The organism is Microbacterium sp. P03 (assembly GCF_043556235.1).
In the GTDB taxonomy this organism is placed as follows: Bacteria; Actinomycetota; Actinomycetes; order Actinomycetales; family Microbacteriaceae; genus Microbacterium.
The window spans coordinates 224,755-241,106 of record NZ_JBIGIM010000001.1; the positions used below are offsets into that span (position 1 = coordinate 224,755).

Below are 16,352 nucleotides of genomic sequence, written 5' to 3' on the forward strand. Positions count from 1 at the left end.
CGACAGCTGGCGTCTCGACGGGGGATTCTCGCGGGGAGAGCGAGCGTACGCGTCCCCCGACGTTGTAGCGCGCGCTCAGTCCACCTTTTCATTCCTGATGGCGGCTTGAAGCGTGCGGATGTTTGACCCAAGGGCACCGGAGGCCAGGAGCCCAGAACCGAGAGGGCCTGATGGGTCCTCTCCGAGAAGTGGCAGGCGTCGCAGTGACTCCCTCACCGACCGGTTCATGTGCTGCACCTGCCATTGGATCTCGGCGTCGCCACCCCGACTTGGTGACGCCAGCTCGGCCGCCTTCGCTGCGTAAGCGGCGGCGCCAAGCGCGTGCGCGCCCATGTGGGCGACCGGCGGCCGACCCGTCGCCCTCGCACTGGGAAAGAGCGAACCGATCACGGCCCAGACTTCGTCGCACATTGGTGAGCGGGTGGGGCGACACTAGCTGCGTCGACCGGCGAAAAGTAGATGTCGGCACATGTGTGCACAAATGTGTGCACTTCACCTGCCATTTCGCGGATTTGCGGGCCTATCGAGCCCATCAGTGTCGGCCTACGGATCAGAAGGTTGGGAGTTCGAGTCTCTTCGGGCGCACACTGTGTTGAGACAGTAAGAAGGCCGGACTACGCGGATCGCGTGGTGCCGGCCTTCTGTCTTGGGTGGGCGGGCTGTCGAGCGTCCAGCGAGCGGACGGCTCATGAGCAGCTCCTCGCCGCCGAACGCGCGGACCGGAGTGATGGCTGTCGGTGCCGGCGCTCGATGGCCTGCCCGGCATAGCTCGCGGCGATGATCAAGACTGCCCCGCCTATCCCGAGCACTCCGATCGCGTCGCCGGCGATGAGGACTCCGACGAACAGCGCCCACACCGGTTCGGTTCCCATCAGGATGCTCGCGCGGGAAGCCGAGGTGCGCCTCACCGCCCAGAGCTGCACGATGAAGGCGAATACGGAACACAGCAGACCCAGGAAGAGCACATTCGCCCACTGCTGCCCATTGAGCTTCGCGACGGCGGTGGGCAGGTCGGGGCCGGCCATCGCGGTGAATGCGGCCGCGCAGACGATCAACTGGACGAGCACCACGCCGAAGGTGCCTTCTGCGCGGTCGCGCGTCAGGTGCGCGCTTGCTGTGACGTGGAAGGCCCGGACGATCGCTGCGGCGATCACGAGGCCGTCACCGACCGTCGGTGTGCGGAGGCCGCCCTCAGAAACGAGGAGCGCAACGCCGACCACGGCAGCGACGGCGGCGACGAAGTAGGACCGGGGTAGCCACGATCTCGACGCGATGCCATCGAGGACGGGCGTCATCACCAATGCCAGGCTGATCAACAACCCCGCGTTGGTCGCTGAGGTCAGGTGCACGCCCCAGGTCTCGAGCCCGATGACGACAGCCTGCGAGCAGCCCAGGCAGGCCGCGATCACGAGGCCCTGCCCCCGGGGGAGTCGTTCTCTTCGCGCGAGGCATATGAGCCATGTCGCGGCTGCGGCGACGAGGAAGCGGAGGGCGACGGCCGTGGGTACGCCCGTCTCGGCGGCGACATCCTTCGCTGCCAGGAAGCTGGCGCCCCAGACTGCGGCGACGCTGACCAGGAGCAGATCGACGAGAGGTTCGGAACGCATACGAGGTGCCATGCCACTACTCTCTAAAGAACCAATGCGGAAGAACAACGGCCAGTGTCTTGATCGACGATTTAGGAAACCTTATGGATGCTGCTCGCCTCCGTCTTCTCCGCGAGCTGGGCGACCGGGGCAGCGTCGCTGCGGTCGCGACCGCGATGCACGTCAGCGCGTCGGCCGTCTCCCAGCAGCTCAGTGCGTTGCAGGCCGGCATACCGGTGCCGCTGACCACCAAGCACGGGCGCCGACTCGTGCTCACCGAAGCCGGTGAAGCGTTGGCGGTCGCCGCGGCACGTGTCGACGAGGCCCTCGCCCAAGCCCGAGAGGCGGTCGGGTCCTTCCTCGAACACGAGCAGCGACCCGTTACGGTCTGCGCGTTTCACAGTGCCGGTCTCGCCCTGTTCGGCCCGCTTCTCACCGAGCTGGGCACCGGCACGCATGTCTCCCTCGCTGACGCCGACGTCGCCCAAGACAGGTTCGCCGGCCTGACCGCGGACTACGACCTCGTGATCGCGCACCGTCTCGCGCACGACCCCACATGGCCGACCGGACGCCTCGTGGTGACACCGCTTCTCGTCGAACCACTCGAGATAGCCCTGCACGCCGCCCACCCCCTGGCTGCGCATCCCGGCATCAGACCTGAGCAGTTGCGAGACGAGCGTTGGATCTCCACCCACGAAGGGTTTCCCCTCACCGGTGTGCTGGCCCACCTGGGAGCCGTGATCGGTCAAGCCCCCCAGGTCGATCACCGCATCAACGAGTTCTCCGTCGCCGCGGAAGTCGTCCGCACCGGCGCAGCGATCGCCGTGATGCCACGTACGACCGCCGCCCCACTGGCGGTCAACGGAATGGTGCTGCGCCCGGTCACCGGCGTCGCACTCGTCCGCCACGTCGACGCACTGGCCCGCCCAGACGCGTTGGCGCACGCCCGCGTCCGCAGGGCCCTGGCGGCACTGCAAGAAGTCGCCACCGTCGCCACACGACAAGCGAGCACACCATAGCGACTCGGGAGATCCTCTGACCGGTGTCCGTTGCCCCACGTACGTCATTCACGGGGACGCCGACAGACTCATCGACCCGACAATGGCGCACGAACCAGCAGCCTCGATCCCGCGAGCGACGCTGTGCATGGTGGAACGGGCGGGGCACTTCCTTCTCGTCGAGCAGACCGGTGCGGCCAACTTCGTGATCGATGAGTTTCTCCGGGCTATAGCGGCGTAGGCGACCTGAACGAGCGGGTCCCCCGCTCGCTCTTGAGCGCTTCAAGCGTGCGTGGCGGGGTGCTCCCGTCCAGGCAGCCGTGGCCCGCAGAACGCACGCCGCGCGTGTGCGTGCGAGTGAAGATGACACAGCCCGGACATCCGCCGCGAGTCGTCCTAGGCCGGTGTCGCCGCGACCGATTGCAGACCCGTGACACGAAGCAGGTCGAGCCTCGCCTGATCAGTGCCGCCGGGTGCGACCGTATAGACGACGATGCGGAGGTCGCTCCCGGGCGCGGTCAGGACGTCGCAGTCGACGGTGATGGGGCCAACCCGGGTGTTCGTCACCGTCTTGCGGCTCGACCGGTGTTCCGCGACCCTGGCCTCCGCCCAACGTCGTTCGAACTCCGGTGACTCGGAACGGAGGCGCGACACGAGGTGGGAGAGGGCGCCGTCGTGCGGATAACGGCCGGTCGCCGCCCGCAGATCCGCGGCGAGATCGCTGGCGAAGTCTTCTTCGTGCTGCTCATCGAAAGAGGTTCCCTCATGGCCGGACGTGAAATGCCGCCAGACGAGGTTCCGATCTAGGCCGACGTAGCGGGAAGGATCGCCGTTGATGGCCGCCCAGAGAGGGTTCCACATCAGGATGTCATGGGCTGCCGTGAACACCGCCAACGGCACATCGCCGAGCCGATCCACGATGCGCTGCACGCCCGGACTGATGTGCTGAGGAACGATCGCGGCAGACGGGGGCGCCAACCCCGCCGCCCGGTAGAGATGGTCGCGCTCCAGGTCGGTCAGCCGGAGAGCGATGGCAAGCGACCGGACCAGCTGCGAGGAGGGATTCGTCGCTCGCCCCTGCTCGAGGCGGACGATGTAGTCCACGCTGACACCCGCGAGGGCGGCGAGTTCCTCGCGGCGAAGACCGACGGCGCGACGACCTGAACCAGCCGGCATGCCGACATCCGCTGGGCTGATTCGGTCGCGCCACGCTCTCAAGACGCTCGCAAATTCGCTCATAACACTCATCATCTTTCAACGTTCGCGATGATCGTGGTACTCGCGGTCCTCCCGTCAGGGGGTGCCTGTGTGGTCTTGCGGTTGCGCGGCAGGGTGGACGCATGACAACAACACTGATCACCGGCGCCAACAAGAGCCTCGGTCTCGAGACCGCTCGTCGGCTCATAGAAGGCGGTCACACCGTCTACGCGGGGATGCGGAACACCGCACACGGCGAGGCCGCCCGAGCGCTGGGGGCGATTCCGGTGCAGCTCGACGTCACCGATCCGGTCAGCGTCGACGCCGCGATCGATTCGCTGCCCGAGCTCGACGTGCTGGTGAACAATGCGGGCATCTTGGGAACCTCTTTCGGCGTCGACGACCTCACCCCCGAGTCCATGCAGAATGTCCTCGACACGAACGTGGTCGGTATCGTCCGCGTCACCCAGGCGGCGCTGCCGCTGCTCCACCGGTCCGCTCGACCAGTCATTGTGAACGTCTCGTCCGGTGTCGGATGGCCCCGCTTCTTGAGCACCGAGGGGCACGACGAGTTCCCCGTCGCTGCCATCCCGTACGCCGCGTCCAAAGCCGCGGTCATCGCGCTCACCGTGCAGTACGCGAAGAACCTGCCGACGTTCCGCATAAACGCCACCGACCCCGGATACACCGCCACTGACTTCAACGGTCACGGCGGACACCAGACCGTGACCGAGGGAACCGACGCGACCGTCACCCTCGCCCTCGTCGACGCCGACGGACCGACGGGGGAGTTTCACAACCGGAACGGTCGAATCGACTACTGAAGCGCAAGCCACGCTCAGACGTGAGCAGCCCGACCTCAACCGCTCGAGTGCGAGTTCGGACTCAGCGCCCTACCGGGCGGGTGCGCCGCCCCGTCGCGGTGGCGGGCAAGGTCTTCTGAGCGACGCATCAGAAGGTTGAGAACTCGGAGATGTACCCGCATGGAGGGGCTGGCATCTACCCAGCCAGCGACCGTAAGAGCGAGACACGATGTCGGGACCACTACGCCCGCGGGTCGGCGACGCAGACGCATTCGTGCAGGCCGTCCGCCATCGCATTCCCTGGTCTGCCGGGTTCACCGATCGTTCTGTTGACATCGGGGGACCCACGCCCGATGATCAGGGATCTGACCCCCGACCCCAACGCATGCTGAGGATCCCTTGAACAGCCGCGCCATCCCCGCCAAGATCCCGTTGTCGCGCCGCCGTCGCCGGAGGAGAAGCAACGCGGCTATCGCCGCGGTGCTCGTGCTGGCACTTTCGGGATGTACTTTCTCGCTACCTATCCCGGTGGGAACAGATGGGGCCCAGGAGTCCGAAGGAACCGGCTTCAAGTCCTCGGAGACGGAGTTGCAGGTCCTGTACGCTGCGGGCGATACCGGCGGTGTGGCTGCGCAGCGCATCTCGGTGAAGCCGTCCGACGACGGCGACCTCTCGATCGACATTTCGGAGGACGAGGTCTCCGGAGTAGGTGAGATGACGCAGGCGGCATCATGGAACGCCGTCTCGGTTGCGACGCTTCTGACCGGAGCACCCCTGGACGTCGCCTACCGCTTCGCCTTCGACGGGATGATTGACGGTCCAAGTGCCGGGGCGATCACGACCGTGGGGCTGCTGTCGCTTTACTACGGGCACAAGATCAGTGACACCGTCACGATGACGGGAACCATCAACCCGATGGGCACGATCGGGACTGTCGGGGGAATTCCACAGAAGATACAGGGGGTCATAGACCAGGGCGACATCAAGACGGTCCTCATTCCCGCCGGACAGCGGAATGTGCCCGACTCCTCGGGCCAACTCGTCGACGTTGTGCAGCTCGGCGCCCAGAACGACGTCGAGGTGAAGGAGGTCGCGGACCTCTACCAGGCGTATCCGCTGTTGACGGGGGAAGAACTGCCGCGGCCGGAGTCGCCGTCCAACCCCGCGATCACCGACGACGCGTACACGAAGTTCAAGAGCCAGACCGACACCATGCTGGCCGCTTACGATCGCGCAGCGGCCGATTTCCTCGCCCTCGACCCGAGTCTTCAGACGGCGGCCGGCACGACCGTGCAGCAGGCTGCGGACTCTGCAGCGCGCGCTCGCGACCTGCAGGTGCAGGGCCTTCAGGGCGGCGCTTTCTTCGAGGCATCGCAGGCAGCCGTGCTGATGGAGGCGTTGACGAGCACATTCCGCACCGTTCAGGACCTCATCACCACCGGTGGCACGGCGATCGACGCGCGTATCGCGGGAGCGTCGAGCGCGGAGAGCGAGTTCACGGCGTTTCTCGATCAGCTCGGTACGTACGATCCGCAGTCGCTCGGCGACGTGGAGGCGCTGACCGCCGCGTACGGGAATGGCTTCGATTCCTACTCGCTGCTGCAGTACGCGACCGGGGCGCTGCAGAATGTCGCGGATTCGATCGCTGCAGCCTCGTACACCTCTTTCGAGCAGCTACTGACGGATGTATTGCTTCCCCTGATCTACTACGACTTCGCCCGGGGCAACCTTGCCTTCTCCAAGGCCGTGTTCGAGATCGGCCGTGACAACGGGGGCGCGCCGATCGCGAAAGACGCGGATCTCGCGGCGATCGGATCGTTCTTCCGCCGGGCCGCGAACGCCGACTGGGCTGCCTTCGAGACCGGCGTGATCCAACCTGCCGCCGAATCGCGCGGCCAATCGAACGATGTGTTCCGCACCGCCCTCGCGGGTGTCGACTTCGACGTCGCCCTCGCCTACACCGCGCAGCAATCGGTGCCATCCATCGAGGCGTATATCGGCGCGGGCGACAACGCCGCCTTTGCCGCGATGGGGTACGGCTATGTCAACTACGCGCGTAATGCCGTCCTGCTGGAGAAGTATTACAACAACGGCGTGCTCGGCGATGACCTCCAACTGATCGACGTCGCGAGCGACACGATCCTCAGCAGCGCCCTTGACATCGGGCGTGAGCAGACCGCGCGGGGTCTTGGGCTGCTCGGTACGAAAGACACCGACGCCGTCCTCGCAACGGGTGCCTACGAGCAGGCGGGCGTCGCACGGGAGGGGGACATCACCGACAAGTTCCAGGCGATCTCGCAATACGCGGGTGCCTTCACGCTCTCCCGGGCCCTGGCCTACGTCGGAGGGTTCCCGCAGGACGGGTGGAACGCGGATTGATGCTCAACGGCCGGGAGTTCTGCGGAATGACAGGCCGCCGTCCCGCCCCTGAGGCCCCGGGCCGGTCTCGAACGGCAGGTCTCTTCGCGCCCTGATCGTGGAGACACCCGGCGCATCGAGCATCCGTTCACGAGGGCGTCATCGGCGAGCGGAATTAGCTTTCGCGTTCACTCGGTCATCGTGGCGCCCGTATAGAACCCGTACGTTGCATCCGCCGCCCGAGCGGCATCATCGGCGGCTGTGCCTGCCGCGATGTGCGCGTCGCGCCAGCCGTCCGCCGCACCCCGATAGAACGCACGGCCCTCGTCGGTGAAGGCCCAGTCCGGCGCGGCCTCAGGATTGTGATCCGACTTCCTGGACAGGTGCAGCGCGAGGCCGAGCAGGCCGCCGTCCCACCCGACACCAGTCGCCCCGGGTCCGAACTGTTCCCAGAATCCCGGCGGGATGTCGGACTCCCGAGACGTGTGCTCGAGCGCGAGGGTGGTCGTCTCAGCGGCGACCGCGGTCAGGCGCACCGTCAGCCAGGTCACGCCGCCGCCGTACTCCCAGGTCACCCGGTAGTGCGCGCTACCGTCCTGCGGTTGCGCGCACTCCAGCACCTCGCCGCCCGCGTTGCCCTCGAGCTGATAACGGCCCCCCAGCCGCAGGTCACCTGAGATCGGCAGGAACCATCGAGGGATCCGCTCAGCGCTCGTGACGGCATCCCAGACGTCGTCGATCGGACTGGGATAGCTCTGCGACAGCGTCTGAGTGAAGAGGCTTTCGCCATCGACTCGTTCGTCACGCAGGCTCCGCGTCACAGCCGCTACCTGGGCATCGACATCCACCATGTCAGTTCTCCTTGTCGGGATTGTCGTCAACGGACACCCCGGCCGGGGCATCTGCCTCGGCCGCATCCGCAGCCGACGTCCTTCGTGTACGGCGCCCTCGGGCCAGCTCGGTGCCGAGCGCATCGAGGCGCGGCTGCCAGAGCCGCCGGAACGGGTCGAACCAGGCGTCGGCTGCGGCGAGCGGTGAGGGGTTGACGGCATACAGCCGGCGCGCCCCCTCGGGGCGGACGCTGGCGAATCCCGACTCTCGCAGGACACGCAGATGCTGCGAGACAGCGGGCTGAGAGATCTGGAACTCCCGCTGAATGACTTCTCCGATATCGCCCGCGCTGAGTTCGCCGTCGGCGATCAGTTCGAGCACGCGACGCCTCACCGGATCGCCGAGGACGTCGAGTGCGTGCATGCTTCATGCTTGCATGAGCACTTATATAAGTCAATATCGATATGAGGGAGCGGTGGACCACCGATTCGCAGAGGAGAACGCACATCCCGGCGAGCTCGTGGTGCGCTTCGTCACCGATCCCGCGGAGCGCGGGCAGGGCCGGAGTCTCGGCGATCGAGCTCATCACGGCCACCGGCTACACGGTCTGGCCACGGAAGGCAGCGACCAGCCGGTAGAGTCAGGCCCACGACGCCCAGCCCCCGCGTCCCGGCACCAGGCGTAACCGCCTCTGCCGACAGGGAAACGAGGGGGTCATGGTCGGAGCGGGGAGCGGTACCGGCGGCGTCGACCAGCCGGGTTCGGTTGAATTGCACGCTGGTTTCGTGACGCGCCTCCCCGTCGATGGAGCGTCGGTATCCGTGGTGACCATCGCAGGCAGCCATTCCACGGTGTCTTCCAGCGATCCGTTGGCCGCCCGTCTCGAGCAGCTTCAATACGACCTCGGAGAAGGACCGCATTTCCGGGTGCTGGACGTGGGCAAGCCCGTGCTGGTGCCCGATGTGCACACCGCCGATCACTCAGGGTGGCCGATGTTCGGACACGCCGTCGTGGACACCGAGGCGAGGGCGCTGTTCTCCTTCCCGTTGCGTATCGGCGCGGCGACCGTCGGAGTCGTCGACATGTACCGCCTCGCGCCGGGTGGTCTTTCCGACCTCGATGTCGCCCACGCACTTGCTCTCAGCGGGGCTGCCGCAGGAAAGGCGGCGGCGTACGCGGTTGCGGATGCGGAGAGCGATGAACGGCAGGATTCGGAGCTGGTGGCGGGCACGCGCCGGCACGTCCACCAGGCGACCGGCATGATGTCCGTCCAACTCGACACGTCGATGACGGACGCGTTCGCCCGGCTTCGCGGGCATGCGTACGTGGTCGGACGGAGCGTGGATGACGTGGCTCGTGACGTGGTCGGACGGACCCTGGACTTCTCCGAGCCCTCGGCAGGTAGCGAGACAGCGTGATCCGCAGGACACTGGACGAAGGAAAGAGATGATGGCCAAGAAATCGCGGGACGCCCGGCTCAGCGAAGCTTTTGTGAAGCTTGCCGACACGTTGGTCGATGACTACGACGTGGTCGACCTGCTCGACACGCTGGTGCAACAGTGCACCGTCCTGGTCGATTCCGATGCGGGCGGGTTGCTGATCGCCGATACGGATGGGTGGTTGCAGCTGATCGCCTCCACCAATGAAGACGCCGAGTTCGTGGAGATCATTCAGCTGAACGCGGGCGAAGGGCCGTGCGTAGACGCATTCGAGACCGGCAAGGGCGTGACGGTCGCGGACATCTCCGAGGAGGATCGGTGGCCGGCGTTCTGTGACGCGGCGACCAAACACGGATTTCAGTCGATGCACGCATTCCCGTTGCGGTTGCGTGGTCAAACCATCGGCGCGATGGGCCTCTTCAGCGTGACCACCGGGGAGCTCAGCGAGCCGGATCTCGCGATCGCTCAGGCGCTGGCCGATGTTGCCACCATCGGTATCCTCCAGGAGCGTTCGCTGCGTGACAGCACCATCGTCACGGACCAGCTGCAACGTGCCCTGGACAGCCGGGTCACCATCGAGCAGGCCAAGGGCGTCATCGCCGCGCAGACCGGCGCTGACATGCACACCTCGTTCACGATCCTCCGCGACTACGCACGCCGCAATCAACTCAAGCTCAGCATCGTCGCCGAAGACGTCGCCGAACGCACGCTCATCATTCCGGCACTCGCTCCCGCGTCCACCGCGTAACCCGCGCGGTCGGTGGTCCGCTCGCAGACTGATCACCCTGCGGTACCGTCGACGAATGACAGGGATGCCCCGTTCCGAGACACCCGACTCTGCGTCGTCGCGTCGCTCGGATGTGCTGGGCGTCGTCGCGGTAGCCATCGGACTCATCGCGTTGCTGCCGTCTTTGGCGATCTTCCTCATCGGGCTGTTGCCCGACATGCAGGCGATCTTCTGGCTCCTCATCGTGACGATCCCGATCCTCGGCATCGGCGGCGTGACGGGACTGCTCTTGGGCGCGATCGGGATCATCGTCGGCGTGAGGCGTCGGTCTCGCTATGTGTGGTCACTCATCGCCGTCGTGCTGGGTGCCCTGATGCTGGTACCCCTCGGACTTCTGTACTTCGGTTAGTCCGATTGGTCGCCACCTCGGGGATGGCGCTCACCTCCACGACCCTCGCCGCTGGATCCGTCGTGGCTCTCGCCCGAAACGAGCGCTCGGAATCTGCGCGTCTCATCGCGTTAACACTGGTGTCGTAGCATCGCCGAAGTACGGCGGCTTCTGAGAGTTCACCCCCGAGAAGAGGAGAAGGTGGCGTGGCGACACCGGGGTACGAGATCAGCGTCTGGGAGCGCTACGCCACGGAACTCGCGCTTGCCTTCTCCGACAACCCCGCGCGCATCCAAGCAGTGCGCGTGGCCTACTTCGGTCATGGGTTCGATGTCGACCTGATCGCGCAACTCAGCGGCTTTCCGATCTGGAGGATCCGTCAGGCACTGCGCGACGGGCCGCATCGAACGGACTGACAGCGTTGCCGGATGTCTGACGGTGACCCTGTGGGCGGGATTCGGACGAGCCATCTCCCTCGCGTGGCGTAATGACGCGCGAGGCGGAGACATGGCATACGCCGGATGGTGTCCGCCGAAATGGGGACAGATGTTTTGACGGTATGTCTGTAGCGTCGATATTGCACAACCCCCTTGTGATCGAGGGGGCACGTGCAGTATGCGGGCGGTTTCCGCCGGGAGGATGCAGAAATGGCGAGCTACATCATCAACGATGACAGTTGCTGCCCGTTCGAGCTCGCGGGCGCGAACACCGTCCGCGATTCCGAGGGCGTGCTCTACTTCACCAACGAGAAAGCCGGAAAATCCGAGACGGTGTTCATCATGAGTGCAAGCGCGGTGCGAAAGATCGTGCGGGTGGACGACGCGTGACAGCTTGCCATGTCGCCGAGCCTCGATGTGCCCGGGACAGGCCGGTTGTTCACGGCGTGACGAAGGTCAGGGTCGCGATCAGCTGCTGAGCGTGGGGAAGGAGAGCGTCGAAGTCCGCGGCGGGAGCGTCGATGATGACGGCGGCGGTGTGGCCCCCTCCGAGATCGAGGGGATAGAAGTGCATCCGCTCTCCGCCACTGATGCCCCACATGTACGCGTCCTCGGCGCCTGCGCGTCCCGCGATGAGAGGCACGAACGGGCCCCATGAACACGATGGGGCCGTGTCGGGATCCAGCTCGAGTTCGATTCCTGCGACGGAGAGATCCCCGATCGCGGCTTCCGTGAGGGAAGCGGTCGTGACACCCGGCAATGCGGATATCCAGGCGATGAGTCCTGCGGCGTCGGTGGGGGCACTCGGGTCGGCCTCCTCCGGACAAGCAGGAAATTCTTGGAGCGCCCCGGCGATGTCCGCCCAGACGTAAACGCCCGGCAAGAAGTCATCGCCGGTGCCGGCGGCATACGGGTCCGCGGGTTGGAACCAGTACGCCGGCGAGTGGTCGAGCGCGTTCGCCCAGTATCCGTCGGCGACGGTGTACGTGAGCTGGCCGGGGGACGACTCGCCGGAGATGGTGAATTGCTCACTGGCATACGTTCCCGGCGCCAGCACGCCGAGGCAACCGCCATCATCTCTCAGGCATCCTTCCGCTGCCGGCTCGGCGGACGTGGACCGGGAAGCGGGCGGCGCGGTGGTCTGTGAAGGAGCGGCGCAGCCTGCAGCGAGAGCCAGGACGGCGGAGGCGACGATGATCTGAGAGGCGGTGCGATGACGGTGTGTTCTGTTCATACCTCGACTCTCGTGCGGGACGATACGCGCCCGATTGCGCACCGATACGCGTGCGATACGCGGCGTCGGCGCTCCGGTTGACCTGGATACCGCGGAGATTCACACTTCTTCCATGGCAGTCGGTGTGCTCGGGCTGCTCCAGGTCGGCGACGTCACGCTCCGACCGCAGGAGCGTCGACTGTTGTGCGCTCTCGTTCTCAAGCGGGGCGCCGCCGCGTCGCCGGGTGAACTCGCCGACGCCTGCTGGGGCGAGTCGCCGCCGGCGACGTGGTATCAGCAGCTGAAGACGTCGGTTGCGCGGATCCGCCGAGCTCTGGGCGGCAACGCGATCTTGACCGATTCGGCGGGCTACTCATTCGGGTGGGAACTCGACAGCGTGGACGCCGTGCGATTCGAACGGCTCGTGAATCGTGCCCGGGAGCACGCGATCCGCGGAGAGGACGACCGCGCGGCCCATGCGTTCGAGCTGGCGTTGGCCCTGTGGCGCGGGAGGGCGTTCGAGGACCTGGAGGACTGGGCTCTCGCTTCGATCGAGGCCGACCGGTTGGCCGAGATACGCGCCACCGCCGAAGAGGAGCACCTGGTGGTGCGATTGCGCCTCGGCCATGCTGCCGACGTTCTTCCCGATGCCCAACGCCTCGTGCGCCGGGAACCGCTCCGGGAAGAGCGGTGGCGGTTGTTGGCCCTCGCCAATTATCAGAGCGACCGCCAAGCAGAAGCGCTGGCGGTGCTGCGTGCGGGACGAGACCGCCTGCGGGCGGAGCTCGGCATCGACCCCGGCAGTCGTCATCGCGAACTCGAGGCGGCGATTCTCCGCCACTCGCCTGACATCGCCGCCCCTGCGTCGCAGATCCGGACGAGCGAGATGTGTCCGTATCCGGGGCTACGCGCCTTCACTGTCGACGACGCCGACATGTTCTTCGGACGCGAAAGTGAGATCGACCTTCTGGTGGACCGCCTCGCGCCCGGGGAGATCACCACAGTCGCGGGTCCCTCGGGCTCGGGGAAGTCATCTCTTGTGCGCGCAGGAGTACTGCCTCGGATCGTCGGGGACGACCGGGCGGTCACCGTGCTCCAGCCCTCGCGGGAGTCGCTGACCACTTTGCGGTCCTGGGATCGGACTGACGCGCTCGCCGACGTGCTCGTGATCGACCAGTTCGAGGAGCTGTGGCGGGAGGAGAAGCTCTTCGTCGACGCGTTCTGCGCAGCGTTGCAGACGGTCAGTGACCGCCGCGCGACACTCATCGTCACAGTCCGCTCCGACTTCCTCGACAGGGCGACCGCGCTGCCCCATATCGGCGGAGGGATCGGACGTAACGTGTTCGCTGTGGGCCCGCTGACCAACAGCGACTTTCGGCGAGCCGTGGAACTGCCGGCGGAACGGGCGGGGCTCCGCGTCGAGCCTGGGCTGACCGAGCTCATGCTTCGAGACGGCGGAAGTCTGGCCACGTCGCTTCCGTATCTGTCTCATGCACTTTCGGAGACGTGGGCCCGGCGCGAGGGCAACACACTCACGGTCGCGGGGTACGAGGCCGCAGGCGGTATCGCCGGCGCGATCGCACAGTCGGCTGAAGATCTCTACACCGAGCTGCCCGCCACCGACAGGTCGATCTGCCAGTCCGTGCTGCTCAGGCTCGTCGAGCGAACAGTCGAAGGCGCATCCGTCCGCCGTGACGCCGAGATCGGTCCGCTGGTCGAAGATCCGCGACGCCGCGAGATCATCGATCTGCTGGTCTCGGCGCGGCTGCTGTCGGTCGACGGCTCGACGATCACACTCACTCATGAGGCGATCGCACAAGCGTGGCCGCGTCTGGATCGCTGGTTGCAGGACAACGCAGACGGCGACCGGATGCTTCGAGATCTCCAGGCGTCCACTGCACGATGGGTGGAGAGTGCGCGGTCGGACGATGAGGTCGCCCGGGGCGCGCGGCTGCACGCCTATCTCGCGTGGCAGCAATCCGCTCGTCCCGACCTGACAGCCACGGAACGGGATTTCCTGGATGCCGGTTCGGCTCGAGAACAAGATGCGATGCGTGTCCTCACCGATCGAGCTGCTCGTGACCGTCGGCGTGTTCGCTCTTTGCAATGGGCGCTCGGCGGAGCGGCGGCATCGCTCATCGTTGCCCTCGTATCGGGCGGAATGGCTCTTGTCCGCGGCAGTGATGCGCTGGCGGCGGAGCGCGACGCGCGTACGACTGCCGTCGCGGCGAGCGCGCGTTCCCTCGTGGAAACCGACCGGGATGTCGGCGCTCTCCTGGCGGCCGAACTGTATCGCCGGGATCCGGACGACCCGCGCGCTCGTGCGGCACTGATGGACGTGCTGGGGGCGCCGACGCTGCCGACGACCAAGATCAGTTTCGCCGGAGACGAGCGACTCTCCGCGACGGCCGTTCCCGGGACCTCGTTGATGCTGGTCGTGATAGATCCGGTCCCCGAGACCGGGGGTGGCACCGCGACACCGCGTGTGGAGATATGGGACGCGGTGAAAGGAACGCGTGAACGATCGCTCGACGCGCCCCTCCCGGTCAACGCGACACAGGTCGACCGCAACATCTTCATCGACCCCCGCGGTGAGCGTGCCATCGTCATCACGCCGGCGTGGTGGGAGGACTATCCCGGTGACTGCTGCATAGCCACGGTATCCGCGATGGATCTCCGCACAGGTGAGGTGACGCGTCCGACAGATGAGCTCGGACTCGCACTCTCGCGGGACGCGGCCATGGCGCCCGACGGCAGTCGCCTGACCCTCCTCGATCGATACTCGGGCGAGCCCGTGTGGGTCGACGCCGTCACTCTCGAAACCGAGACGGCCGCGATGCCCGCGGGCCATGACAACGCGCCGTTCGTTTCGGACGCCATCGCCGCGCTTCCGGGCGGTGACGTCGCGATCGGCGAGCGGGCCGGCATCCGCATCTACGACGATCGGTCCCACGCGACGATCGCCCTCATTCCCCTTCGCGCCGACCTCGCGACGTCGTCGATGGCGGATGCCGGTGACGGACGTCTGCTCGCCGCCGGCCCCGACGGGCTCGCTCTCGTAGACGTCACCACGCGAGCAATCGTCTGGCAACAAGGTTCCGTTCCCAGCAGACCGTGCTCACGCGTTCGGGCGGTTTCACCCGATACGGCATTGTGTGTCGGCAACACCAGTTGGGAACTGCGGTTGAGTGACGGGCTCCCCACAGGTCGATCTTTCGACACGCAAGGCGGATGGACGGCGAATCTCGACGAATTGTCCGACGGTTCGGTGGTCGCGGTCAACCAGCGGGATGCACCCTCTCTGGTTCGGTTCCCACTGGACGGCACCGGACCGCTGACGCGACTCGTCGCGGAAGGGCAACAGGCGGCGGGCGACTTCATCGACGCGCACACCATCATCACCAGCCCCGGCAACGGAGAACTGACCCGCTGGGACATCGCTCTGGATGCTGCCGGGCCAACCCAGGACGGCGACCTCTTCGTCGTCAGCCAAGGGCGCGCGCATCTGTGGACGACCGACCTTGCGGCTACCGTCCTCGCCGACGTGCAGGCGGAGGGAGGCTGGCCGATCACGGGAGACTTCGATGAGCCAGGGGATCAACTGGTTCCCGTCTCCGGGGGTGCAGGCGAACGATCCTTCGCGATCGCGAACGACTGGATCGTGCCCTACGACCCGCGCACGGGCCACATCACCGGGCCGCCCATCGATTTCGAAGGCAAACAGCTTCACTGGCGGTGGGTGATGGTTCACGAGGTGCCGGGCATGGACCGTGCCGTCATCACCTGGTGGGACCGGGAGGACTCGCAGCTGCACACGGCGTCCTTCGACCTCACCACCGGCGAGGAGCTCGATCGCGGGCTGACCGGCGACGTAGCGTCCATTCCTCTGCCCGACACGAACATCCTCAGCGTGAACTACTCCAGTCTCACGCTCAACAACCTCGATCTGGAACCGCTGAAGGTGTTCGCCAAACCCGAGAACTCCGCCAACGTCTTCGAACTCTCGGATGACGGTCGAACGCTGCTCGTCGAAGCTTGGAACGGCGACGCGGCGATCTACGACCTGCCGACGTTCACAAAGATGGGAAAGGACATCGTGGTCGCATCGCCTGATTGGGAATCCGCTCACCTCAGTCCCGACGGCAGCACGCTTGTGACCAATGCGCTGAACGGGGTGTTGGTGTGGGACCTCGATCCCGCGGCGATGCTGAAGGCCGCGTGCCGCATCGCGGGGCGGTCGCTCACATCCGCTGAGTGGGCGACGCACTTCGCCGACGAGCCGTACGCCGATGCCTGTGCCGACCGGCCGTGAAGCCGCCCTCGGCGGGAGACGCTTGACCGGACGGAGTGCCCGGTAGACGTCGCTGAACCCGCG

At 66.3% G+C, this 16,352-nt stretch carries 15 protein-coding genes; 9 read left to right on the plus strand and 6 right to left on the minus strand.

All coding sequences use genetic code 11. The annotated features are described in order from the left end of the window. Positions 1-75: 75 nt before the first annotated feature. Positions 76-411 carry a putative immunity protein gene (locus ACFXOO_RS00955; RefSeq protein WP_394562519.1) on the minus strand — a complete coding sequence of 112 codons (336 nt, stop codon included), beginning with the start codon at positions 409-411 and terminating at the stop codon, positions 76-78. Between the two features lie 275 nt (positions 412-686). Continuing rightward, entirely contained in the window at positions 687-1,619 is a 933-nt protein-coding gene (locus ACFXOO_RS00960) for a DMT family transporter (RefSeq protein ID WP_394562521.1), read from the minus strand. Positions 1,620-1,690: 71 nt separating this feature from the next. Between ACFXOO_RS00960 and ACFXOO_RS00965 the strand changes: the two genes are divergently transcribed. Beyond that, positions 1,691-2,605 (plus strand): LysR substrate-binding domain-containing protein, encoded by a 915-nt coding sequence (locus ACFXOO_RS00965; RefSeq protein WP_394562523.1) that lies wholly within the window; start codon positions 1,691-1,693, stop codon positions 2,603-2,605. Between the two features lie 375 nt (positions 2,606-2,980). Here ACFXOO_RS00965 and ACFXOO_RS00970 read toward each other — a convergent pair whose 3' ends face one another. Then, positions 2,981-3,835: a helix-turn-helix transcriptional regulator gene (locus ACFXOO_RS00970; protein WP_378836842.1), complete on the minus strand. Its 855-nt coding sequence runs from the start codon at positions 3,833-3,835 to the stop codon at positions 2,981-2,983. A gap of 89 nt (positions 3,836-3,924) precedes the next feature. On the opposite strand from ACFXOO_RS00970, the gene ACFXOO_RS00975 reads away from it, so the two are divergent. Together ACFXOO_RS00975 and ACFXOO_RS00980 are read left to right on the plus strand one after the other, a co-directional pair. After that, entirely contained in the window at positions 3,925-4,605 is a 681-nt protein-coding gene (locus ACFXOO_RS00975) for an SDR family NAD(P)-dependent oxidoreductase (RefSeq protein WP_394562524.1), read from the plus strand. A gap of 567 nt (positions 4,606-5,172) precedes the next feature. After that, positions 5,173-6,963, plus strand: coding sequence for a S16 family serine protease (locus ACFXOO_RS00980; RefSeq protein ID WP_378852241.1), 1,791 nt, complete (start codon positions 5,173-5,175; stop codon positions 6,961-6,963). Positions 6,964-7,130: 167 nt separating this feature from the next. Here the strand turns inward: ACFXOO_RS00980 and ACFXOO_RS00985 are convergent, their stop codons facing one another. Together ACFXOO_RS00985 and ACFXOO_RS00990 are read right to left on the minus strand one after the other, a co-directional pair. Beyond that, positions 7,131-7,793: an SRPBCC domain-containing protein gene (locus ACFXOO_RS00985; protein WP_378852239.1), complete on the minus strand. Its 663-nt coding sequence runs from the start codon at positions 7,791-7,793 to the stop codon at positions 7,131-7,133. 1 nt (position 7,794) lies between these two features. After that, complete coding sequence (locus ACFXOO_RS00990; RefSeq protein WP_378852237.1) at positions 7,795-8,196, minus strand: ArsR/SmtB family transcription factor; 402 nt, start codon at positions 8,194-8,196, stop codon at positions 7,795-7,797. Positions 8,197-8,558: 362 nt separating this feature from the next. Here ACFXOO_RS00990 and ACFXOO_RS00995 point away from each other — a divergent pair, with 362 nt between their 5' ends. The 5 genes from ACFXOO_RS00995 to ACFXOO_RS01015 all read left to right on the plus strand — a co-directional run bounded on the left by ACFXOO_RS00995 (position 8,559) and on the right by ACFXOO_RS01015 (position 11,154). Further along, positions 8,559-9,191, plus strand: coding sequence for a GAF and ANTAR domain-containing protein (locus tag ACFXOO_RS00995; protein ID WP_378836853.1), 633 nt, complete (start codon positions 8,559-8,561; stop codon positions 9,189-9,191). Positions 9,192-9,219: 28 nt separating this feature from the next. Beyond that, positions 9,220-9,960, plus strand: a complete 741-nt coding sequence (locus ACFXOO_RS01000) for a GAF and ANTAR domain-containing protein (protein ID WP_394562527.1) — start codon at positions 9,220-9,222, stop codon at positions 9,958-9,960. A 55-nt stretch (positions 9,961-10,015) separates the two neighbouring features. Continuing rightward, the gene (locus tag ACFXOO_RS01005; protein ID WP_378836858.1) at positions 10,016-10,348 is read left to right on the plus strand and encodes a hypothetical protein; all 333 of its coding nucleotides are present in this window, start codon (positions 10,016-10,018) and stop codon (positions 10,346-10,348) included. Between the two features lie 185 nt (positions 10,349-10,533). After that, positions 10,534-10,743, plus strand: coding sequence for a hypothetical protein (locus ACFXOO_RS01010; protein ID WP_378836860.1), 210 nt, complete (start codon positions 10,534-10,536; stop codon positions 10,741-10,743). A 192-nt stretch (positions 10,744-10,935) separates the two neighbouring features. Next, entirely contained in the window at positions 10,936-11,154 is a 219-nt protein-coding gene (locus ACFXOO_RS01015) for a hypothetical protein (protein WP_394562529.1), read from the plus strand. 49 nt (positions 11,155-11,203) lie between these two features. Here ACFXOO_RS01015 and ACFXOO_RS01020 read toward each other — a convergent pair whose 3' ends face one another. Beyond that, positions 11,204-11,998, minus strand: coding sequence for a hypothetical protein (locus ACFXOO_RS01020; RefSeq protein WP_378836865.1), 795 nt, complete (start codon positions 11,996-11,998; stop codon positions 11,204-11,206). A gap of 112 nt (positions 11,999-12,110) precedes the next feature. Between ACFXOO_RS01020 and ACFXOO_RS01025 the strand changes: the two genes are divergently transcribed. Next, on the plus strand, positions 12,111-16,289 hold the full coding sequence (locus ACFXOO_RS01025) for a BTAD domain-containing putative transcriptional regulator (RefSeq protein WP_394562531.1): 4,179 nt from the start codon (positions 12,111-12,113) through the stop codon (positions 16,287-16,289). The last annotated feature ends 63 nt before the right edge of the window (positions 16,290-16,352 follow it).

Coding starts and splice junctions, on each gene's coding strand:
- ACFXOO_RS00955 (WP_394562519.1), bottom strand. CDS start 411: ATGTGCGACGAAGTCTGGGCCGTGATCGGTTCGCTCTTTCCCAGTGCG.
- ACFXOO_RS00960 (WP_394562521.1), bottom strand. CDS start 1,619: ATGGCACCTCGTATGCGTTCCGAACCTCTCGTCGATCTGCTCCTGGTC.
- ACFXOO_RS00965 (WP_394562523.1), top strand. CDS start 1,691: ATGGATGCTGCTCGCCTCCGTCTTCTCCGCGAGCTGGGCGACCGGGGC.
- ACFXOO_RS00970 (WP_378836842.1), bottom strand. CDS start 3,835: ATGATGAGTGTTATGAGCGAATTTGCGAGCGTCTTGAGAGCGTGGCGC.
- ACFXOO_RS00975 (WP_394562524.1), top strand. CDS start 3,925: ATGACAACAACACTGATCACCGGCGCCAACAAGAGCCTCGGTCTCGAG.
- ACFXOO_RS00985 (WP_378852239.1), bottom strand. CDS start 7,793: ATGGTGGATGTCGATGCCCAGGTAGCGGCTGTGACGCGGAGCCTGCGT.
- ACFXOO_RS00990 (WP_378852237.1), bottom strand. CDS start 8,196: ATGCACGCACTCGACGTCCTCGGCGATCCGGTGAGGCGTCGCGTGCTC.
- ACFXOO_RS01000 (WP_394562527.1), top strand. CDS start 9,220: ATGATGGCCAAGAAATCGCGGGACGCCCGGCTCAGCGAAGCTTTTGTG.
- ACFXOO_RS01005 (WP_378836858.1), top strand. CDS start 10,016: ATGACAGGGATGCCCCGTTCCGAGACACCCGACTCTGCGTCGTCGCGT.
- ACFXOO_RS01020 (WP_378836865.1), bottom strand. CDS start 11,998: ATGAACAGAACACACCGTCATCGCACCGCCTCTCAGATCATCGTCGCC.
- ACFXOO_RS01025 (WP_394562531.1), top strand. CDS start 12,111: ATGGCAGTCGGTGTGCTCGGGCTGCTCCAGGTCGGCGACGTCACGCTC.